General features: G+C 72.1%; 18 protein-coding genes. 10 read left to right on the forward strand and 8 right to left on the reverse strand.

Translation table 11 applies throughout. The features are described from left to right. Nucleotides 1-3: 3 nt before the first annotated feature. From IQ210_RS12955 to IQ210_RS12965, 3 genes are read right to left on the reverse strand one after another with little or no spacing between them, the layout of a single operon-like run. The gene (locus IQ210_RS12955) at nt 4-948 is read right to left on the reverse strand and encodes a carbohydrate ABC transporter permease (protein ID WP_194079100.1); all 945 of its coding nucleotides are present in this window, start codon (nt 946-948) and stop codon (nt 4-6) included. Then, the gene (locus tag IQ210_RS12960; RefSeq protein ID WP_194079101.1) at nt 945-1850 is read right to left on the reverse strand and encodes a carbohydrate ABC transporter permease; all 906 of its coding nucleotides are present in this window, start codon (nt 1848-1850) and stop codon (nt 945-947) included. Before IQ210_RS12960 ends, IQ210_RS12955 begins: the two co-directional genes overlap by 4 nt. Then, the gene (locus tag IQ210_RS12965; protein WP_194079102.1) at nt 1847-3175 is read right to left on the reverse strand and encodes a sugar ABC transporter substrate-binding protein; all 1329 of its coding nucleotides are present in this window, start codon (nt 3173-3175) and stop codon (nt 1847-1849) included. The genes IQ210_RS12960 and IQ210_RS12965 overlap by 4 nt, the downstream gene beginning before the upstream one ends. Nucleotides 3176-3362: 187 nt before the next feature. Here IQ210_RS12965 and IQ210_RS12970 point away from each other — a divergent pair, with 187 nt between their 5' ends. Beyond that, the gene (locus IQ210_RS12970) at nt 3363-3887 is read left to right on the forward strand and encodes a hypothetical protein (protein ID WP_194079103.1); all 525 of its coding nucleotides are present in this window, start codon (nt 3363-3365) and stop codon (nt 3885-3887) included. A 690-nt stretch (nt 3888-4577) separates the two neighbouring features. Here IQ210_RS12970 and IQ210_RS12975 read toward each other — a convergent pair. From IQ210_RS12975 to IQ210_RS12990, 4 genes are all read right to left on the reverse strand, one after another. Then, a complete protein-coding gene (locus IQ210_RS12975; protein ID WP_194079104.1) occupies nt 4578-5141 on the reverse strand; it encodes a hemerythrin domain-containing protein in 564 nt (187 codons plus the stop codon). Nucleotides 5142-5261: 120 nt separating this feature from the next. Continuing rightward, the gene (locus tag IQ210_RS12980; RefSeq protein ID WP_194079105.1) at nt 5262-6440 is read right to left on the reverse strand and encodes an alanine--tRNA ligase-related protein; all 1179 of its coding nucleotides are present in this window, start codon (nt 6438-6440) and stop codon (nt 5262-5264) included. 185 nt (nt 6441-6625) lie between these two features. Next, entirely contained in the window at nt 6626-7336 is a 711-nt protein-coding gene (locus tag IQ210_RS12985; protein WP_194079106.1) for a response regulator, read from the reverse strand. Then, entirely contained in the window at nt 7333-8643 is a 1311-nt protein-coding gene (locus IQ210_RS12990) for a sensor histidine kinase (protein WP_194079107.1), read from the reverse strand. Before IQ210_RS12990 ends, IQ210_RS12985 begins: the two co-directional genes overlap by 4 nt. Nucleotides 8644-8865: 222 nt before the next feature. On the opposite strand from IQ210_RS12990, the gene IQ210_RS12995 reads away from it, so the two are divergent. From IQ210_RS12995 to IQ210_RS13035, 9 genes are all read left to right on the forward strand, one after another. After that, nucleotides 8866-9558 (forward strand): ABC transporter ATP-binding protein, encoded by a 693-nt coding sequence (locus IQ210_RS12995; RefSeq protein ID WP_194079108.1) that lies wholly within the window; start codon nt 8866-8868, stop codon nt 9556-9558. An 88-nt stretch (nt 9559-9646) separates the two neighbouring features. After that, on the forward strand, nt 9647-11983 hold the full coding sequence (locus IQ210_RS13000; RefSeq protein WP_194079109.1) for an ABC transporter permease: 2337 nt from the start codon (nt 9647-9649) through the stop codon (nt 11981-11983). A 102-nt stretch (nt 11984-12085) separates the two neighbouring features. Next, nucleotides 12086-12781 (forward strand): hypothetical protein, encoded by a 696-nt coding sequence (locus IQ210_RS13005; protein ID WP_194079110.1) that lies wholly within the window; start codon nt 12086-12088, stop codon nt 12779-12781. Between the two features lie 58 nt (nt 12782-12839). Next, the gene (locus tag IQ210_RS13010) at nt 12840-13292 is read left to right on the forward strand and encodes a flavodoxin family protein (RefSeq protein ID WP_194079111.1); all 453 of its coding nucleotides are present in this window, start codon (nt 12840-12842) and stop codon (nt 13290-13292) included. Between the two features lie 203 nt (nt 13293-13495). Continuing rightward, entirely contained in the window at nt 13496-14440 is a 945-nt protein-coding gene (locus tag IQ210_RS13015) for an SGNH/GDSL hydrolase family protein (RefSeq protein ID WP_194079112.1), read from the forward strand. Nucleotides 14441-14614: 174 nt separating this feature from the next. Further along, on the forward strand, nt 14615-16804 hold the full coding sequence (locus IQ210_RS13020; RefSeq protein WP_194079113.1) for an MMPL family transporter: 2190 nt from the start codon (nt 14615-14617) through the stop codon (nt 16802-16804). 139 nt (nt 16805-16943) lie between these two features. Then, complete coding sequence (locus tag IQ210_RS13025; RefSeq protein ID WP_194079114.1) at nt 16944-18140, forward strand: sensor histidine kinase; 1197 nt, start codon at nt 16944-16946, stop codon at nt 18138-18140. Next, nucleotides 18137-18817, forward strand: a complete 681-nt coding sequence (locus IQ210_RS13030; protein WP_194079115.1) for a response regulator transcription factor — start codon at nt 18137-18139, stop codon at nt 18815-18817. Before IQ210_RS13025 ends, IQ210_RS13030 begins: the two co-directional genes overlap by 4 nt. Before the next feature lie 45 nt (nt 18818-18862). Continuing rightward, entirely contained in the window at nt 18863-19504 is a 642-nt protein-coding gene (locus IQ210_RS13035) for a class I SAM-dependent methyltransferase (protein ID WP_194079116.1), read from the forward strand. Here the strand turns inward: IQ210_RS13035 and IQ210_RS13040 are convergent. After that, entirely contained in the window at nt 19480-20256 is a 777-nt protein-coding gene (locus tag IQ210_RS13040) for a class I SAM-dependent methyltransferase (protein WP_194079117.1), read from the reverse strand. The two genes, IQ210_RS13035 and IQ210_RS13040, sit on opposite strands and share 25 nt — an antisense overlap. Nucleotides 20257-20263: the final 7 nt, after the last annotated feature.

Consider the following 20263-nt stretch of genomic DNA (forward strand, 5'->3'; position numbering starts at 1 on the left):
TGCTCAGCCCTTGGTGGCCCCGGCGGCGATGCCGGTGACCAGCGAGCGCTGGAGGAGCAGATAGACGATCAGGCTGGGGATCAGGGCGATGACCGCACCGGCCAGCACCACCCCGGAGCCGACCTCGGGGTCGGTGCGCAGGATGGACAGGGCGACGGTGACCGTGTAGTCGGTGGGGTCCTTGGCGGCGATCAGCGGCAGCAGGTACTGGTCCCAGATCATGATGAAGCCGAGCACGCCGGCCACGCCGAGCGCGGGCTTGCACAGGGGCAGGACGACCTGCCACAGCATGCGCAGCTCGCCCACGCCGTCGAGACGGGCCGCCTCTTCGATCTCGGTGGGGATGTCCCGCATGAACTCGGTCAGCATCATCACCGAGAAACCCCAGGCGCCCAGCGGCAGGATGACGCCCCACACCGTGCCCTTGAGATCCAGGTGGACGACCGGGACGTCACCGAGGACCAGGGACAGCGGGATGGCGATGACCTCCTCGGGGAGCATCAGCGTCATCATGAACAGCATCATGATCAGCGCCCGGCCGCGGAACCGGTGCCGGGCCAGCGCGTACGCGGCCAGCGTGCAGACCACGAGCTGGAGCAGCAGACCGCCGCCGGCTATGACGAGCGAGTTGCCGAGGTAGTCCCAGATGCCGCGCTCGCCCGCCACCTTGAAGTTCGTGAGCGTGCTGTCGTGCGGCAGGAACGACAGCGAGGAGCCGCTGGGGTTCGCGGTGAAGGCGCCCGAGAAGATCGTCAGGAAGGGCGCGGCGAAGATGCCGAGGGCGAGCAGACAGAGCAGGACGCGCAGGGCCCAGGCGAACCCGGGCCGGTCGCTCCAGCCAAGGGCGGTGTCGAAGCGGGCCGGGGTGGTCCGCTGTCGTCCGGTGCTCCGTCCGGCCGGGGTGTCAGGGGCCGCCGGCCGGGCGGAGTCGATGACGGGGGCGCTCATCGCGCTTCTCCCCTCTTGCGGAGGTGGTTGATGGTGACGGTGAGCAGCAGCGTCACGCAGAGCAGCACGACGGAGGCCGCGGAGGCGCCGCCGATGTCGTTGCGGGTGAAGCCCAGGGTGTAGGCGCGGGTCATCCAGACGTCCGTCGACCCGGCGGGGCCGCCGCCGGTGAGGACGTAGACCTCGGTGAAGACGCGCAGCCCGCGGATCGTGGCAAGGGTCAGGACGATCATCAGTGCCGGGCGGATCGCCGGCAGCGTGACGTACCGCAGGCGCTGCCACAGCGAGACGCCGTCCATCGCGGCGGCCTCGTACAGCGAGCGGTCCACGCCCGCGAGTCCGGCGAGGATGATCACCATGTTGTACGGGGCCCAGATCCAGATGCCCATGGCCATCGTCGACCAGAGTGCGAGATTCGGGTTGTCGAGGAACTGGACCGGGCCGAGTCCGAGCAGGTGCAGGCCGCTGTTGAGGAGGCCGTCGGAGGTCGGGTAGTACATCAGCCGCCACAGCTCGCCGACCACCGCGGTCGCGGTGACGGCCGGCAGGAAGACCGCGGTGCGGAGGAGCTTCAGGGAGCGGGCCTGGCCCTCCAGCAGCAGGGCGAGCACGAAGCCGAGCAGGATCGCGCCGACCGACTGGCCGATGCCCAGGACCAGGGTGTGGCCGATGGCGTCCTGGAAGCGGTGGTCGGTCAGGACCCGGGTGTAGTTGTCCAGGCCGATCCACTTGTCGCCGAGGAAGGGCCGTACGTCGAAGAAGCTGAGCCAGACGCCCTTGGCCATCGGCCAGAACTTGAAGACGAGGGCGAGCAGCAGTCCGGGGGCCAGGAACAGCCACGGGACCACGGCCCGCCTGGTCAAGGCCCTGCGTGCCGCGGGCGGGGTCACGGTAGCGGTCATTTCAGCAGGTCCTGGTCCTTGAGGTCACCGGCGAGGGTCTCGTTGAGCTCCTTGAGCTGGGAGCGGACGTCACCGCCGCAGTAGGTGAAGATCGAGTTGAGGGCGTCGGCGGTGTCCTGCTTGATCGGCGCGAAGTCGGGGGCGTTCGGGAACTGCTGCGAGGCGTCCTCGTAGGCCTTCTGCACGACGCTCCAGCGGGCGTCGTCGCGGACCTTCGCCGCGTCCAGCGTGGAGTTCACCGGGATGCGCACGACGGGCTGGTTCTTGCCCGTCATCGCGAGTTTCTGGCCCTCCGGCGAGATCAGGAACGCGGCGAGGGCCCGCTCCTGCTTCGTCTTGCCGGTCCTGGCGCCGAAGTAGATGTTCTCGCCGTCGGCCAGCACGTCACCGCTCGCGGGTCCGGCCGGGGCCGGGATCACCTCGTACTTGTCCTTGCCGAGGGTCTGGTCGAAGGTGGCGATGTTGTACGGGCCGGTCAGGTACATCCCGGCGTTGCCGTCCTGGAAGTTGGTGGCCGTCGAGGTGACGGCGGTCAGGGCGCCGGGCTGTGTGACAGCGTTGTCACCGCAGAAGAGGTTGTTCTTCATCCAGGTCACGGTGGTGACCGCGGCAGACGAGTCCATCGTCGGCTTGTAGGTGCCCTTGCCGTCCGGCTCGACGATCCGCGCGCCGCCCTGCCAGAGGAAGCTGGCGCCCCACCAGGCGGCGTAGCCGTTCTGGGCGCTGCCGGGGACGACCATGCCGTAGGTGTCGGCCTTGCCGTCGCCGTCCGGGTCGCGGGTGGCGAAGGCCTTGGCGACGCTCAGCATCTCCTGCCAGGTGGTGGGTGTCTTGAGGCCCAGCTTCTTGAGCCAGTCCGTGCGGATCATCAGGGTCTGGGCTTGGCGGGAGTACGGGATGCCGTAGTGCTTGCCGTCGACGCCGACGGTGGAGGACCAGGTCTTGGCGGTGAGCTGGTCGCCGCCCGTGATGGTGGCCGGGTCGATCGGCTTGAGCAGCCCCTGGCTCTGGTAACTGCCCATCAGCGCCGTGTCGTTGATCATCACGTCCGGCAGGTCCTTGGTGGACGCGCGGCTCTGGAGCTGCTGGTCGAAGTTGATGACCGGCTGGTAGTCGATCTTGATGCCGGTCTTCTTGGTGAAGGCGGCGAAGACACGCTCGTAGGTGGCGGCGGGGTCCGGGTTGCTCCGGGTCCACACCTCCAGCGTGTTCGGATCGCCGCTGCCTGCGCTGTCGGACCCCGCTCCGCAGGCGGCGGTTCCGAACCCGAGCGCCGTGACGGCGAGCACGGCGGCCAGGCGGCGACTTCGTCGGCGATCGCCCATGAACTGTCTCCGTTCATATCCGTGAACTGGCTTCACGAATCTAAATGATCGCCCAAGCTACGAATCGTTTCGTTCGCATGTCAAGACATGGGCCGGAGATTTCACCGGGGTCACAATTTCGCCGTGGGGCCCCGGCGCGGGCTACCGTTTCCGCACCCCCTCACCCGGCAGTTCGGACGGTTCGGCAGTGCAGGCAGATCTCTCCCCGGTCATCGCGGCGACCGCCCAGTGGCTGCTGCGCGCCTATCCCGCCTCCGGCGGTGCGCTGGCCGCCGCGCTGTGCGAGGTCCAGGCGCGACAGGCCGTGACCGTGGCGGCATGGCTGCGCTACCCGACGGCGATGGACGCCGGGCTGGTCGAGATGGCCGGGCCGGGCGGTTCGGCGCGGCTCGACGGGCTCGCCGGCGGGGGCTCCGACGAGGACGGGGACGCCTGGCGCACCTGGGTGGACGAGGTCGTCGCGAGCTGGGCCGCGTGTCTGCTCACCGACCCGGAGCTGGCCCGCCTCGCCGCGGCCGCGGTGGGGGAGGGCGAGCATCTGACCGGGACGCCGGTGGAGTTCCGGCGGCTGCTCGCACCGGACGAACGCGACCAGGGGGCGGCGGCACTTCTCCGCCATCCCGACCTGGTCGCGCCCGTGGCCGAACTGCATCGCGCACGGCTCCTGGACGCCCTCGACCGACGAGAGCCACGGGAGCCGCTGGTCGCCTGAGGGCGGTTCGCGCGGCCCTTGGACCGCCCCGCACCGCCCGGCCGCGCGTGGCTTGGGGTCGGTTCGCGCGGCGCCTGGACCGCGCCTCACGTCGCCCGGGCCGCGCGTCGCGTCCGGACGGCTCGCGCGGGCCCTGGGCCGGCTCGCACCGCCGCGGTCACGCGTCGCGTCACGACTGCTTGCGCGGGCCTTGGGCCGCGTCACGCCGCCCGGCCGCGTGTGGCGTCCGGACGGCTCGCGCGGCCCGTGGACGGCCTCGCACCGCCGCGGTCACGCGTCGCGTCACGACTGCTTGCGCGGGCCCTGGGCCGGCTCGCACCGCCGCGGTCACGCGTCGCGTCACGACTGCTTGCGCGGGCTTTGGTCGCCTCGCGCCGCCCGGCCGCGCGTGGCTTGGGGTCGGTTCGCGCGGCGCCGGGACCGCCTCACGTCGTCCGGGCCGCGCGTCGCGTCCGGACGGCTCGCGCGGCCCCTGGGCGGCCTCGCCCCGCCCGGCCGCGCTTCGCGTCACGATGGCTTGCGCGGGCCCTGGGCCGCCTCGCGCGGTGCTTGGACCGCCTCACGTCGCCCGGGCCGCGCGTCGCGTCACGACGGCTTGCCCGGCCCCTGGGCCGCCTCGCACCGCCCCGGCCGCGCGTCGCCTGAGGACGGTCCCGGTCAGTGCGTCGCCTGAAGCCGGTCCCGGTCCAGTCAGTCCTCCTTGCCTCGGCCCGTCAGTGCGTCGCGCATCCGGTCCACCAGGCCCATGCCCGGTGCGAGCAGCTTGTTCGCCGGCGGCTCGCTCGGCGCGGACGGGTGCGGACGGGTCGGCGCCACCTTCTTGGCCATGCGGATCTTCTCGCCCAGCTCGTCCAGCCGCTCCGGCGGACAGACCGCGCGGAGCTGGGGGAACAGGTTCTCCTCCTCGTCGGCGATGTGCGCGCGCACCTCGGCCATCAGCTCGCCGACGATCCGGTCGAACTCCGGGTCCCCGGCCTCACAGGACTCCAGGTCCTTCATGAGCTGCTCGGCCTTCGCGTGGTCCTCGATCTCCCGGTCGGCGAGGGTGTTCCCGTTCGCCAGGTGCTCCCGCACGGCGGGATACAGGTAGGCCTCCTCGGCGACCGAGTGCCGGACCAGCTCGATGGTGGCCTGGTCGGCATGGACCTTGCGGTCCTTGTCGCCGGAGGGCAGCGCCTCGATGCGACCGAAGAACTCCTCGACCTCACGGTGATCGGCGACCAGCTCGTCGATCACGTTTCCGCCGTGCCCCATGCTCTCCACCTCCGACCGGATCAGGCGACTCCGGGAGGGAAGCCGCCGCGGGCCCCGAGTGCCCCGGCCGCCCGAGGGGTAACGCGGCCGGGCGGCCCGGTCACGATCAGGCCCGGCCGCTCATCGCCGCAGGCTCCGCAGGCCGACGACGAGATCGCGGGGCAGACCGTGGGTGTCGTGGAGGTAGCGGTAGTCCTCCTCGGTCAACCGTCCTTGGTACTGCGGGCGGGAGAGGACGCGGTGGCCCCGGTCGAGGAGCCTGCCGAAGCGGCCCTCTTCCTCCAGGAGGACGCCGAGGACCGGGTCGGTGCCGCCGGGCAGCCGGAAGTGGTCCAGGGTGTGCTCGACCAGTTCGCGCGGCAGGTCGGACAGGGTGCGGCCGCGGTCCTGCTGCCACAGGGTGGTGAGGAGGCGGCGGACCAGGCGGCGCAGGACGTAGCCGCGCCCGCTGGTGGAGGGCCGTACGCCGTCACCGATGACCACGACACCCGAGCGCAGATGGTCACAGACCAGGCGGAACGACGGCTCGTCCAGGTCCCACAGACGCGGGAGCAGCCGCCTCCAGGGTTCGAACAGATCGGTGTCGTAGACCGAGTCGCGGCCTTGGAGGACGGTCAGCAGGCGCTCCAGACCCATGCCCGTGTCGATGTTCTGCTGCGACAGCGGGGAGAGGCTGCCGTCCTCGTGGCGGCGGTAGCGCATGCCGACGTGGTTCCAGACCTCCACCCAGCGCGGATCGGTGGTCGGGGTGCCCTCGGGCGGGGTGTCGTCGCCGCCCGTCCAGACGAAGATCTCCGAGTCGGGGCCGCACGGGCCGACGGGACCGTTGGACCACCAGTTGTCCTCCACCGTCGACTCCACCGGTACCCCCAACTCCTCCCAGGTGCACAGCGATTCGGTGTCCGGTCCGACCTGGTCGTCGCCACCGAAGACGGTGACGTACAGATGGCGCTGCGGGATGCCGAAGCCGTCGCGGAGCAGTTCGTGGCCCCAGCGCAGGCTCCGCGAGTGGTCGTAGTCGCCGAGCGACCACGAGCCGAGCATCTCGAACACCGTCAGATGGGTGGGGTCGCCGACCTCCTCCAGGTCGGTGGTGCGCAGACAGCGCTGCACGTTCACCAGCCGCCGTCCCTGGGGATGCGGGCGGCCCTCCAGATACGGGGTGAGCGGATGCATGCCGGACGTGGTGAACAGCACCGGGTCCGAGGGCGGCGGGAGCAGGGTGCCGCCGGTGATCAGGTGGTGGCCGCGCTCGACGTAGAAGTCGGTGAAGGTGCGCAGGGTGCGGTCGGTGTCCATGACGGTCTTCCTTCGGGGCCAGGGCACCGGAAAGGACCGTGAGAACAGCGAGGGGTGTACGCGCACTGCACCGGCGGTCCGTTTCCGGCCGCCGGGGGAGAGGTGACGTGAGGTCAGGCGGTGGCAGCCGGGGAGCTGGTCGCTCGCGCGGCTGCGCCGTGGGTGTGCTGGGTGACCTCCATGGCTCAACGGTAGCGATCAGTGCCCGGAACGTCTTCTGGATTTCCGGGGGTGATCAGCCCCGACTCGTAGGCGAGGACGACCGCCTGGACACGGTCGCGCAGCTCCAGCTTCGACAGGATGCGGCCGATGTGCGTCTTCACCGTGGTGGGGCTGAGGAAGAGGCGTTCCGCGAGCTCGGCGTTGCTCAGTCCCGTCGCGAGCAGCCGGAGCACCTCCACTTCGCGCGGGGTCAGCGCGGAGAGGTCGCGGTGCGGGGAGGCGGTCGGGCGGGGCTCCTCGCGCTGGGCGAAGCGCTCGATCAGCCGGCGGGTGATCGCCGGGGCGAGCAGCGCGTCGCCGGACTGCACGAGGCGCACGGCGGCGACCAGGTGCTCGGGGGTGACGTCCTTGAGCAGGAAGCCGGAGGCGCCCGCGGTGAGCGCCGCGTACACATAGTGGTCGAGGTCGTACGTGGTCAGGATGATGACGCGGGTGCCCTCGGCCGAGTCGTCGGCGAGGATGCGCCGGGTGGCCTCGATGCCGTCCATGCCGGGCATCCGGATGTCCATCAGCACGACGTCGGGGCGGGTGCGCCGGACCGCGGCGACCGCCTCGGCACCGTCGGCGGCCTCCGCCGTCACCTCGATGCCGTCCGCGGCGAGGATCATCCCGAAGCCGGTGCGTACGAGGGCCTGGTCGTCGGCGATGACGGCGCGCAGCGCGGGCCCGCTCATACGGTCCGCCACGGCACGAGGGCTCTGACGCGGTAGCCGCCGGCGAGCGTCGGACCGGCGGTCAACTCACCGCCGTAGACGGCGAGTCGCTCGCGCAGCCCGATCAGGCCGCGCCCGTTGCCGTCCGCCGGCGCGGCGTCGCGGACGGCGCCGGTGTCGACCACCTCGATCTCCAGCCGGTCGTCGCGGTAGCCGATCGTGACGGACGCCTCGGCGCCCGGCGCGTGCTTGATCGTGTTGGTCAGCGCCTCCTGCACCACGCGGTACGCCGTCAAGTCGACGCCGGGCGGCAGCGGTTCGGGCGGCAGCGACACCGCGACGCCGACCGGCGTACCGGCGGCCCGCACCCGGACGATCAGCGCGTCCAGCTGCGCGAGCCCCGGCTGCGGCTCCAGCGCCTCGGGCTGCTCCGGGTCCGGAGCCGCCAACAGCCCCATGACATGCCGTAGTTCGGCCATCGCCGCCCTGCCGCCCGCCTCCACCGCCAGCAACGCCTCCTTCGACCGCTCCGGTGCCGCGTCCATCACCTTGCGGGCCGCCCCCGCCTGGATGACCATCACGCTCACATTGTGGGTCACGACGTCGTGCAACTCGGCGGCTATCCGGGCCCGTTCCTCCTCGACCGCCCGGCGCATCGCCTCCTCCTGCTCGCGCTCCAGGCGGGCGAACCGCTCCCGGCCCGCCGCCACCTGCCGTTGCCACACCCGGGCGAGCCCCGCCAGCACCCCGGCGATCAGCAGGACCACCGCGGGACTCGACCACCCCGGCAGGACCGGTTCGGTGTTCCGGAACGCCAGCCCGGAGAGCACGGCCGCGACGAACAGCCCGGCCAGCGCCCCCACCCGGTGCCTGCTGTACATGGCGGCGCTGTACGCGCCGACGACACAGGTCAGCACGTTGATCCAGGAGGCGTCGTCCCCGATGGCCAGGGCCGCGCCCATCACCACGGCGAACACCACGAACGGATACCGCCGCCGGACCGCCAGCGGCAGCGCGGACAGCACGACCAGGGCGAAGGGCGGGGCGGCGGGCTCCTCCACCACCATCCACCGGCCCGGTTCCGGCGGCCGGGGCGGGATCGGCGCGCCGGGGTCGACCGGCGCCACGTTCATCGGCCCGTCGCCCGGGTAGCGTGCCGCGACGAACAGCGCGACGGCGGTCAGCAGCACGGCCAGCACCGCGTCCGCCCACACGGCACGCCGCGACAACGGCTCACGCCTGGGCTCCGGCCGCAGCGTGTCCCGCAGCTGCCGCCGCCACCCGCGCCGGTCGTCCGTACGCCGTGGGCGCAGGTCCTCCGTCTCCATCCGCACATTGTGCGGCCCGCCCCCGCGCACCCGCGTCCGTCTCGGAGGCCGGCGAACCGTCCCCGAGGCGTACTCCGCAGGGATGACCCCGGGCCCGGATCGTCCGCGCGAAGGGCCGCAAGTCGGTGCCCCGGCCGACGCGCCGCGCCGGCGCCCGCCCCTACCTTCGCTGGGCCGGTGCACAGCAAGAGCCCACTCCACTCACAAGGACGGACGACTCCCATGACTCAAGTGATCGAACTGTCGGGCGTGGCCAAGCGCTACGACAGTTCCGGCGCACCCGCGCTCGGACCGATCGACCTCGGTGTCGCCCAGGGCGAGGCCCTCGCCGTCACCGGCCCCTCCGGCAGCGGCAAGTCCACGCTGCTGAACCTCGTCGCGGGCCTGGACAAGCCGACCGGCGGTACGGTGACCGTCGCCGGTGAGCGCGTCGACAGCCTGAGCGAGCACGCGTCGGCACGGTTCCGCCGCGAACGGATCGGCATGGTCTTCCAGTTCTTCAACCTGCTCGACGACCTCACCGTCGCCGACAACATCCAGCTGCCCGCCCAACTGACCGGCACCGCACGCCGCAAGGCCGCCGCCCGGGCCGGCGAGCTCATGGAGCTGCTGGGCATCCAGAAGCACGCCCGCGCCTACCCGGGCCGGTTGTCCGGCGGTGAGCGGCAACGGGTCGCGGTGGCAAGGGCGTTGGTGAACCGGCCCGCCCTCCTCCTCGCCGACGAACCGACCGGCGCCCTCGACAGCGCCTCGGGCCACGACGTACGGGAACTGCTGGTGGACCTGCACCGGGGCGGCCAGACCATCGTGCTGGTCACCCACGACCCGGCCCTCGCCGAGGCGGTCGCGAGCCGCACGATCCACCTGGTCGACGGCCACCTCGCCCTCGACACCCAGGCGGAGGCGGTCCGATGAGCGCGCCGATCCTCGCCCCCGGCACCCTGCCAGAGGCGCCGATGTGCGCCCTGCGCCTCGCCTCCGACACCCGGACGGAGGCCGTGCGATGAGCGCGCTCAGCCGTGTCGTGCGGTCCGGGGTGGGGCGGCGTCGGGTGCAGACCGTCGTCATCGCCCTCGCCACCATGATGGCCGTGGCCTCGGCCGTCGTCGCCGGATCGCTGATGGTCGCCTCCAACGCGCCCTTCGACCACGCCTTCGCCGCGCAGAACGGGGCGCACCTCGTCGCGCAGTTCGACCCGGCCAAGGCGAGCACGGCCCAACTCAAGGCCACCGGACGGCTCGACGGGGTCACCGGCAGCGCGGGACCGTACCCCGTGACGACGATCCGGCCGGTGGACGAGGGCGGCGGCCACCTGCCGCCGGTGACCCTGGTGGGACGGTCCGAACCGAACACCGACGTCGACCGGCTGAACCTGAAGTCGGGGCGATGGCCCACGAAGGCCGGCGAAGTCGTGCTCTCCAGCGAGTTCGAGGGCCCCGCTCTCCGCCTCGGCGCCACGCTCAACACCTCGGACGCCGCGGACAGCACGGCCCTCACGGTCGTGGGCTTCGCTCACTCGGTCGGCGAGACCGCCGACGCCTGGACGACCCCCGCACAGGTCACCGCGCTCGCCTCCGACACCACCCGCGTCACCAGCCAGATGCTCTACCGCTTCGACTCGGCGGACACCAAGGGACAGATCGCCGCCGACCGCCTCAAGCTCACCGCCGCCCTGCCCTCCGGCGCGCTGATGGGCACCGAGTCCTGGCTGGACACCAAGCGGGCCGCCGACCAGAGCGCGGCGCCGACCATCCCCTTCCTCATGGCGTTCGGCGTCCTCGGCATCGTCATGTCGGTCATCATCGTCGGCAGCGTCATCAGCGGCGCCGTCGGCACCAGCCTGCGCAGGATCGGCATCCTCAAGGCCCTTGGCTTCACCCCGCGTGAGGTCGTCCGCGCGTACGTCGCCCAGGCGCTGGTCCCCGCCGGAGCCGGGATCGCGCTGGGCGTCGTACTGGGAAATCTGATGGCCATGCCGCTCCTGGAGGACACCGAGACGGTCTACGGCACCGCGTCGCTGTCGGTGGCCTGGTGGGTGGACGTCCTGGTGGCCGGGGCCGCGCTGTTCGTCGTCGCGGTCGCCGCGCTGGTGCCCGCGCTGCGGGCCGGGCGGCTGTCGACCGTGGAGGCCATCGCGGTCGGCCGGGCGCCGCGCACCGGGCGCGGGCAGTGGGCCCATCGGGCGGCGGGACGGCTGCCGTTGCCGCGCGCGGTGACGTACGGCCTCGCCGGTCCGTTCGCGCATCCGGTGCGTACCCTCGCGATGCTGCTGGCGGTCGCCTTCGGCACGGTCGCGGCGACCTTCGCGCTCGGGCTGACCGCGTCCCTCAACGCGGTCGGGTCGGCCCAGGACCCGGAGGACCGCGCCCCGGTCACGGTCTTCACCGGCCAGGCCCGCTCCGGACCAGGCGGGGGCGAGACCGCCACGGCCGATCCCACGCAGGTGGCCGCGGCCATCGCGCAGCAGTCCGGCACCGACACCTACTACGGCAGGACCCAGACGGACGGCACCGCGGTCGGCGTCTCGGGAGCCGTGCAGGCCGTGCTCTACGACGGTGATCTGCGCTCCGCCGCCTACGAGATGATCTCCGGGCACTGGATCACCGGACCCGGTCAGGTCGTGGTCTCCACCCACTTCCTGAACACCACCGAGACCGAGGTCGGCGACACGCTGCGGGTGACGGTCGGCAAACGGACGCGGACCCTGACGATCGTCGGCGAGGCCTTCGACACCTCCGACGACGGGCTCCGCTTCCACGCGAGCCTCGCCGACTTCCCCGAGGTCGAGCCGCAGATGTTCCTCGTGGAGCTCAAGTCGGGCGTCCAGGCCACCCAGTACGCCACGAAGCTCGACGTGACGGTGAACGCCCTCGGCGGTGAGGCCATGGCCAACTCCGCGTCGCGGCAGGACAACCTGATCCTCGTCCTCGACGCGATGGCGGCGCTGCTCACCCTGATGCTGGTCTCCGTCGCCGGCCTCGGCGTGCTCAACTCCGTCGTCCTCGACACCCGGGAGCGCGTCCACGACCTGGGCGTGTGCAAGGCGCTCGGCATGTCGCCGCGGCAGACGGTGAGCCTCGTGCTCGCCTCGGTGGCCGGGATCGGTGTGGTCGGCGGGCTGATCGGGGTGCCCGTCGGGTTCGCCCTGCACGGCTATGTCCTGCCGAAGATGGCGGAGACCGCCGACACCGGACTGCCGAAGGTCGTCCTCGACGTGTACGACACCCCGGAACTGCTCCTGCTCGGCTGCGCCGGCATCCTCATCGCCGCGCTCGGCGCGCTGCTCCCGGCGAGCTGGGCGGCGAAGGCCCGCACCGCGACGGCACTGCGCACGGAGTAGCCGAACAGACGCCTCATCAGCACATTTTCATTACGGCACCTCCACAAGGACGGTTCGACAGGTGATGATTGATCACGCAACAGAACCATCCCTGGGGGGACCATGAGTTACGACAGCACGCCGCCGCCCATGCCTGGCTACACGCCGCCGCCCGGGCCCGGCTACTACCCGCCGCAGCCGCCTCAGGCGCCGAAGAAGACCACCACGGTCCTCATCGCCGCCGGCGCGGCGGTGGTCGCCGCCGTCCTCGCCGCCGTCGTCACCGCGAGCGTGACCGGCGACGGCGAGGCCGAGGCGGCGCCGACCGTCACCGTCACCAAGACGGCACCGGCCGAGGGCGGCGACACCGCCGCCGACGACTCCGCCACCGACGCGGCGGACTCCGACGCACCGGCCGAGGACTCCGGCGACGACTCCTACGGGTTCGACGACACCATCGCCTACGACAACGACGTCGAGATCAGCCTCACCAAGATCACTCGGGCGGTCTCCAGCGAGTACGCGTCCCCGGAGAAGACCCCGTACGCCAAGTTCAGCATCAAGATCGTCAACAAGTCGGACAAGAAGATCGACGCCTCGATGATGACGGTGAACTGCGCCTACGGCGACGAGGGCAAGGAAGGGGAGTCCATCTACGACGACGGGCTCGACGGTCTGCCCGACACCAGCATCCTGGCCGGCCGCTCCCTCTCCGTGCCGTGGGGCTGCGAACTGCCCAAGGGCGAGTCCTTCCTCCAGATCGAGGTGGCGCCCGACTACGAGTCGGAGACGGCGATCTTCACCGGCAAGGTGAAGTAGCCCGCGCGGCAGCCGTCGCGTTTGCGCCGGGTGCCCGGCCGACGGCAGGGTGCGGGGTGTGCCTACCTTGCTGATCGTGCATCACACCCCCTCGCCCAACTGCCAGGCGCTGCTGGAAGCCGTCGTCTCCGGGGCCACGGACCCGGAGATCGAGAACGTCCAGGTCGTGCGGCGGGCCGCGCTCGCGGCCACCGCCTCGGACGTGCTCGCCGCCGACGGCTTCCTGCTGGGCACACCGGCGAACCTCGGCTACATGTCCGGGGCCCTCAAGCACTTCTTCGACCAGGTCTACTACCCGTGCCTGGACGAGACACGGGGGCGGCCGTTCGGCTACTACGTCCACGGCGGCAGTGACGTGACTGGCGCGGTACGCGGCATCGAATCCATCACCACGGGCCTCGGCTGGCGCCGGGCGGCGGACGCCGTGACGGTGACCGGAACGCCGGAGAAGCCCGACGTGCAGGCCTGCTGGGAGCTGGGCGCGACACTCGCGGCCGGACTGATGGAGTGACGCTCTGTCGGGCGTGGCGCTGACGCGCCCGCCCTGGCCTGTCGTCCCTCCGGAGGACGAATCGGGCCGTGCCTACTGCGGGCTCAGTAGGCCGTACAGCCTGCAGCGGGACGACGACGCGGCGCGTCCTGCCCGGTGAGCCTGAGGCGGTGTGCATCACCGCCCGCGCCGCGTCGGCGCCGTACCGGAAGGCATGACCTCCGATGAGAACTCGTCTTGGCATCGGGCTGGCGACGGCCCTCTCGTGCGCCGCCCTCGTCACCGTGGTCGGGGTCGCCCGGGACGGCGACGGAAGCGCGGCCGCCTCCCTGAGCGGCCCGCCGCGCGGCCCGTACGTCGCCCTGGGCGACTCGTACACGGCCGGACCGGACATACCCGGCCGGCGCGCGAAACCCGCGGGCTGTGACCGCTCCGACCGGAACTACCCGGCGCTCGTCGCCGCCGAACTCGGCCTGGAGCGCGCCGAGTTCCGCGACATGAGCTGTAGTGGGGCCACGACCGGCGACCTGTTCAAGGCCCAGGACACGGACAGCGGGACCAACCCGGCCCAGCTGTCGGCCGTGTCCGCCGGGACCCGTCTGGTCACCGTCGGCATCGGCGGCAACGACATCGGCTTCGGCGAGCTCATCACCGGCTGCGTCAAGGCCGGCGTCCGCTACCGACTGGAGAGCCGCATCGGGGACCTGGCACCCGACCGGGCGCCGTGCCGCGCACAGCACACCTCCGGTGACACCGACGAGATCGGGACGAGGATCGCGGCGACGGGCGGACGCGTGGCCGACGTGCTGGCCGACATCCGGCGCCGGGCGCCCGAGGCCCGCATCTACCTGGTCGGCTATCCGACGATCCTGCCCGCCCGAGGCGCCGACTGCGGACGGGCGATGGGGCTCGCCCCCGGCGACGTCACCTTCCTGCGGCAGAAGGAACAGCAGCTCAACGCGATGCTGCGCAGCACCGCGGCTGACGCCGGGGCCGGGTACGTCGACACCTACGCGCCCTCCGACGGCCGCGACGCCTGCGCGGAGGCCGACGTGCGCTGGGTCGAGCCGCTGATCCCGGCCGCCCCCGCGGCCCCGGTGCACCCCAACGAGCGCGGTGAGCGCGGGATGGCCCAGGCCGTGCTGAGGGCGTTCCGCGCGGGTGGCTGACCCGCGGGTCGTGCTACCGGGGCAGGAGATCGCGGCCCGGTCACGTACTGCGGTTTCAGTAGCCGGTCCTGCGAAAGCAGCAGGCGGCATTGCCCGCAGCGGCACGACGACTCGGGGACCCCTGCCGGGACAGGCTGGGGCACCTGATCGAGAACGGATGTGGAGTTCCCCGACGTGGCTGCTTTTCTCTATCGACTGGGCCGACTGGCCTTCCGGCGGCGCGGATACGTCGCCCTGATGTGGGTGGCCGTCTTGGCCGCCGTCGGACTCGGCGCCCTCCGGGCTCCGGGAACCTCCGACGAGGAGTTCTCGATGCCGGGCATCGAGTCCCAGAAGGCGTACGACCTGATGCAGGAGCGCTTCCCCGGCGCGGCCGCCGACGGCGCCACCGCCCGCGTGGTCTTCGTCGCCCCGGACGGACAGAAGGTCACCGCCACCGAGAACAAGAAGGCCGTCGAGGAGACCGTGGCCGCCCTCGGCACCGGCTCCCAGGTGGCCGGTGTCGCCGACCCGTACAGGACCAAGGCCGTGAGCAAGGACGGGTCCACGGCCTACGCCACCGTCACGTACAAGGTGAAGTCCGCCGACGTCACCGACGCGAGCCGTACGGCGGTGCAGAAGGCGGCGAAGCAGGCGCGCGACGCCGGGCTGACCGTCGAGACCGGCGGTTCGGCCATGGACAGCGGCGGGGGCGCCGGCGGTATGGCCGAGGTCATCGGCATCGCCGTCGCGGCCGTCGTCCTGCTGGTCACCTTCGGCTCACTGGCCGCCGCCGGACTGCCGCTGCTCACCGCGCTCATCGGCGTCGCCTTCACCATGCTCGCCATCACGCTGATGGGCAGCGCCCTCGGCCTGTCCACCAGCACCGGCACGCTGGCGATGATGCTGGGCCTGGCCGTCGGCATCGACTACGCCCTCTTCGTCGTCTCCCGCTACCGCGAGGAGCGCGCCCAGGGCCACACGCCGGAGGAGGCGACCGGATTGGCCGTCGGCACCGCCGGTTCGGCCGTCGTCTTCGCCGGTCTCACCGTGGTCATCGCCCTCGCCGGACTGACCGTCGTCGGCATCCCCATGCTCACCAAGATGGGCCTCACCGCGGCCGGCGCGGTCGTCGTCGCCGTCGTCGTGGCGCTGACCGCGGTCCCCGCGCTGCTGGGGTTCTGGCCGAACACGGTGCTGGCACGGCGGCTCCGCAAGCGGGGCGTCGACAAGAGCACCGGCGACAACGGCGGCACCCGCTGGGCCAGGTTCGTCCTGCGCCGGCCCCTGCCGGTGCTGCTCCTGGGCGTGGTGGGGCTCGGCGCGCTGGCCCTGCCCATGACCGGCCTCCAGCTGGGCATGCCCGGCGACGAGGCCAAGTCCACCTCCACCACCGAACGCCGTGCCTACGACGACCTCGCCGAGGGCTTCGGCCCCGGGTTCAACGGCCCGCTCACCGTCGTTGTGGACGCCAACGGTGCCGTGGACCCGAAGGCGGACGTGGCGGCGATCAACCAGAAGATCGCCCGCACCGACGGCATCGTCTCCGTCACCCAGCCCCGCTTCAACGAGGCGGGCGACACGGCGGTGTTCACCGCCACGCCGTCCACCAGCCCCACCGACGAGCGGACCAAGGACCTCGTCAAGACCATCCGTGCCGAGCGCACCGAGAACTTCGAGGTCACGGGCACCACGGCCCTGAACATCGACATCTCCGACAAGGTGCAGGCCGCGCTCGTCCCGTACCTCATCACCATCGTGGGGCTGGCCGTCATCCTGCTCCTCGTGGTCTTCCGGTCCGTGCTCGTCCCCCTCAAGGCCGCCCTCGGCTTCCTGCTCTCGGTGCTCGCCGCGCTCGGCGCCGTCGTCGTGGTCTTCCAGGAGGGGCACGGCGCGAGCGTCTTCGGGGTGGAGCAGACCGGGCCGATCATGAGCCTGATGCCGATCTTCCTCGTGGGCATCGTCTTCGGCCTGGCCATGGACTACGAGGTGTTCCTCGTCTCCCGGATGCGGGAGGCGTACGTCCACGGCGAGGCCGCCCGGCAGTCGGTCGTCTCCGGGTTCCGGCACAGTGCCCGGGTGGTCGTGGCCGCCGCGCTGATCATGATCGCGGTGTTCGCCGGGTTCATCGGGGAGAGCGACTCCATGATCAAGATGATCGGGTTCGGACTCGCCTCGGCCGTCCTCCTCGACGCCTTCGTGGTGCGGATGGCGATCGTGCCCGCGGTCCTCGCCCTGCTGGGCGACCGTGCCTGGTGGCTGCCGAAGTGGCTGGACCGGCTGCTGCCCCGGGTCGACATCGAGGGCGAGGCCCTCACCCGCCGGCCGGCCGGGGCCGCGGAGCCCGACCCGACGCCGGACGAGCCCGCCCAGGTACGTGTCTGACCGGCGCCGCCCCGGTCGCCGGGCCGCCCGCGGTGAGATTCCGTGGGCGGCCCGGCGTGCGGTTCCGCGGGGCGCCCGTTGCGCACCGCTGCCCACGGGTCGGCCACCATGGACCCAGGCCCTTGATCCGGAGACACCGATGACCACCCGCTCGGAGCGCCGCAGGGCGCGCCCCCACGTCATGGACGTCCTCACCGTCCTGGCGCTGCTCGGCTGCGCGACCTTCGGCGCCTCGCTGAGCATCCCCGGCACGAGCCGGCCGAGCAGCGACACGCCCGCGGTCGTCCTCGCGGCCGTCTCCTGCCTCGCCCTGCTCACCGCACGCGACCACCCGCGCTCGGTCGTCCTGGTCGTCGCGGCCTGCACGATCGCCACCCTCACCCAGGGCTATCTGCCCACGCCCCTGACGCTGGCCCCGCTGATGATGGCCCTGTACTGGGTGGCCGCCCGCACCGACGCGACGAGCAGACGCGTGCTCGGCGTGGGGACCATGGTCCTGGTCGTGGCCACCGCCCTGATCGACCGGCCCACGACCGACATGCTGCTGCTGCGCAGCGTGGGTCCCGTCCTCTGGCTGCTGCTGCCGATGGTGGGCGGCCGCAACGCCCGACTGCGCAGCGCCTACCTGGAGTCCGTGCAGGCACGGGCCGTGCACGCCGAGCGCACCCGGGAGGAGGAGGCCCGGCTGCGGGTCGCCGAGGAACGGATGCGGATCGCCCGCGAGCTCCACGACGTCGTCGCCCATCACATGGCCGTCGCCAACGCCCAGGCCGGCACCGCCCGCCACCTCGCCCCCACCCAGCCCGAACAGGCGCAGAAGATCCTCGACGAGCTGACGGCGACCACCTCCTCCGCGCTCCTCGAACTCCGCGCGACGGTGGGCGTGCTGCGCCAGGCCGACGACGCCGACTCCCTCGACCCCGCCCCCGGCCTGCACCGGCTCCCCGAGCTGATCGCCGTCTGCGAGTCCGCGGGCCTCACCGTGACGGTGACCACCGAGGGCGAGCCCCGGCCGCTGTCACCGGGCGTCGACCTGACGGCGTACCGGATCATCCAGGAGGCCCTGACCAACGCCACCAAACACGCCTCCGACCACGAGGCCCGTGTCCGGCTCGCCTACTCCGACTCGCGCCTGCTGATCACGGTCGCCAACGAGGGCGCCGCCACCGCCCCCGCGCTCCCGGGCGGCGGCTTCGGACTGATGGGCATGCGCGAGCGCGCCCACTCGGTCGGCGGCCACCTGCGGGCCGGACCGCGCCCCGAGGGCGGTTTCGAGGTCACCACCGCCCTGCCCCTGCACTCCCAAGTCACCGACGAACACGAGGCGACCCCGTGAGCATCCGCGTCCTGCTCGCCGACGACCAGGCCCTGCTGCGGGGCACGTTCCGGCTGCTGATCGACTCCTGCGAGGACATGGAGGTGGTCGGCGAGGCCGCCGACGGCAAGGAGGCGCTGGAACTCGCCCGCGCCCACCGCCCCGACCTGGTCCTCATGGACATCCGCATGCCCGGCACGGACGGCCTCGCGGCCACCGCCGCCATCTGCGAGGACCCCGACCTGGCCGGCACCCGCGTCCTCGTGCTGACCATGTTCGAGACCGAGGAGTACGTCGCCCAGGCCCTGCGCGTGGGGGCCAGCGGGTTCCTCGGCAAGTACGTCACCACCGACGTCCTCCTCGCGGGCATCCGCACCGTCTCCTCTGGAGAGGCGCTGCTCTCACCCGGAGCCACCCGCGCCCTCATCACCCGTTTCCTCAGCGCACCGGCCCCGGGCACCCTGCTGACCCCGCCGGAGCGCCTGAGCGACCTCACCCCGCGCGAACGGGAGATCACCGTCCTCGCCGCCGAGGGCCGGTCCAACGAGGAGATCGCGGCCCACCTCGTCCTCAGCGTGCTCACCGTCCGCACCCACGTCCAGCGCGCCATGACCAAGCTCGGCGCCCGCGACCGAGCCCAACTCGTCGTCATCGCCTACCAGACCGGGCTGGTACGCCCCACCTCCGGTCCTCGCTGAGGCCGGGGCCCTTCGGAGTGCGTCTCCTGCTGGCATGCTGACCGCATGGCTGATCACCCACGGCACGACTCCGTACGGCACAGCTACGACACCGTGGCCGAGGAGTACACGACCCGGCTCCACGCCGAGCTCGAAGGCAAGCCCCTGGACCGGGCGTTGCTCACCGCACTCCTCGAACAGACCGAACCGGGGGCGGTGATCGGTGACTTGGGCTGCGGTCCCGGGCATGTGGCGGCCTGGCTGGCGGAGAAGGGCGCGCGCACGGTCGGGATCGATCTGTCCGCGGGCATGGTCGAGGCGGGCCGCAGCCGCTTCCCGGAGGTCGAGTTCCGCCAGGGCGATCTGCTGGAACTCCCGGCGAAGGACGGCGAGTTCGGCTCACTGGTCGCCCTCTACACCGTCATCCATCTCGAACCCGGCGAACTGCGCCGCGCCTTCGAGGAGATGGAACGGGTCCTGCGCCCCCAGGGCCTGCTCCTCCTCTCCTTCCACGTCGGCGAGGAGGTCCGGCACCTGGACGAATGGTGGGGTCACTCCGTCGACGTCGACTTCCGTTTCCTCGACCCCGCGCACCTCACCGACCTGCTCGAATCGGTCGGCTTCACGGTGGAGATGAAGCTGGAGCGCACCCACTACGCCCACGAGGCGGAGACCCGCCGCGCCTACGCGCTGGCCCGCCGCACCTGACATGTCACGACCGGCTGGTAGAACCCCGTCGCCTCCGGGGCGTGCCACACGACGTCGGCGTAGCCCGCCTCGGCGAGCAGTCGGGTCAGCTGTGGCCGGGACAGCGCCCAGGAGGTGGCGACGCGCCGCCGGGTCGTCCAGCCGTCCGCGGCGGGGATCAGCTGGAAGTGCTCCAGGTCGTAGCGCTCGCCGTCCTCGTGCCAGTGCCAGAGCTGAAAGGTGATCACCCGGCCGTCCGGTGTCTCCCTGACCTGCGGCGGTGTCGAGGTGGGCCGCGTCCGGCGGAGTTCGTCGTAGTCCCGGATCGTGAGCACCAGCAGCCCGCCGTCCCGCAGTACACGCCGCATGTCGCTCAGCGCCGCCGCGACGTCCTGCGCGGAGAGCAGGTGCGCGAGCGAGTTGTCGGCGCAGACGACGACGTCGAAGACGGACGGAGCGAACGGCAGCCGGCGCATGTCCGCGGCGGCCGTCGGGAGGCCGATGCCCCGGGCCGCCGCCTCGGCCGTGGCGCGCGCTGCCGCGCGGGGACTGAGGTCGCTGCCGACGACGTCGTAGCCGGCCCCGGCCAGCCCGATCGCCTGGGTGCCGATCCCGCAGGCGCAGTCCAGGACGCGGTGCGGGCCCGCGCCCAGACGGCGCCGGACGAGGGTGTCGAGGACGGCGGCCTGGCGGGCCGTGCTCGCGTCCCAGTCCGCGAACATCAGGTGGTAGTCGGAGGCCAGGTCGTCGTAGAAGTCCCGGGTCGAGGACATGCGCACA

Origin of the sequence: Streptomyces justiciae (genome assembly GCF_015163075.1) — a bacterium.
GTDB lineage: Bacteria > Actinomycetota > Actinomycetes > Streptomycetales > Streptomycetaceae > Streptomyces > Streptomyces justiciae.

Bases quoted from the DNA above. Each gene is read 5' to 3' on its own strand.
- IQ210_RS13035 (WP_194079116.1), top strand. From the start codon at position 18,863: ATGGCTGATCACCCACGGCACGACTCCGTACGGCACAGCTACGACACC.
- IQ210_RS12955 (WP_194079100.1), bottom strand. From the start codon at position 948: ATGAGCGCCCCCGTCATCGACTCCGCCCGGCCGGCGGCCCCTGACACC.
- IQ210_RS12975 (WP_194079104.1), bottom strand. From the start codon at position 5,141: ATGGGGCACGGCGGAAACGTGATCGACGAGCTGGTCGCCGATCACCGT.
- IQ210_RS12960 (WP_194079101.1), bottom strand. From the start codon at position 1,850: ATGACCGCTACCGTGACCCCGCCCGCGGCACGCAGGGCCTTGACCAGG.
- IQ210_RS12980 (WP_194079105.1), bottom strand. From the start codon at position 6,440: ATGGACACCGACCGCACCCTGCGCACCTTCACCGACTTCTACGTCGAG.
- IQ210_RS12985 (WP_194079106.1), bottom strand. From the start codon at position 7,336: ATGAGCGGGCCCGCGCTGCGCGCCGTCATCGCCGACGACCAGGCCCTC.
- IQ210_RS12990 (WP_194079107.1), bottom strand. From the start codon at position 8,643: ATGGAGACGGAGGACCTGCGCCCACGGCGTACGGACGACCGGCGCGGG.
- IQ210_RS13005 (WP_194079110.1), top strand. From the start codon at position 12,086: ATGAGTTACGACAGCACGCCGCCGCCCATGCCTGGCTACACGCCGCCG.
- IQ210_RS13015 (WP_194079112.1), top strand. From the start codon at position 13,496: ATGAGAACTCGTCTTGGCATCGGGCTGGCGACGGCCCTCTCGTGCGCC.
- IQ210_RS12995 (WP_194079108.1), top strand. From the start codon at position 8,866: ATGACTCAAGTGATCGAACTGTCGGGCGTGGCCAAGCGCTACGACAGT.
- IQ210_RS12965 (WP_194079102.1), bottom strand. From the start codon at position 3,175: ATGGGCGATCGCCGACGAAGTCGCCGCCTGGCCGCCGTGCTCGCCGTC.
- IQ210_RS13040 (WP_194079117.1), bottom strand. From the start codon at position 20,256: ATGTCCTCGACCCGGGACTTCTACGACGACCTGGCCTCCGACTACCAC.
- IQ210_RS13000 (WP_194079109.1), top strand. From the start codon at position 9,647: ATGAGCGCGCTCAGCCGTGTCGTGCGGTCCGGGGTGGGGCGGCGTCGG.
- IQ210_RS13025 (WP_194079114.1), top strand. From the start codon at position 16,944: ATGACCACCCGCTCGGAGCGCCGCAGGGCGCGCCCCCACGTCATGGAC.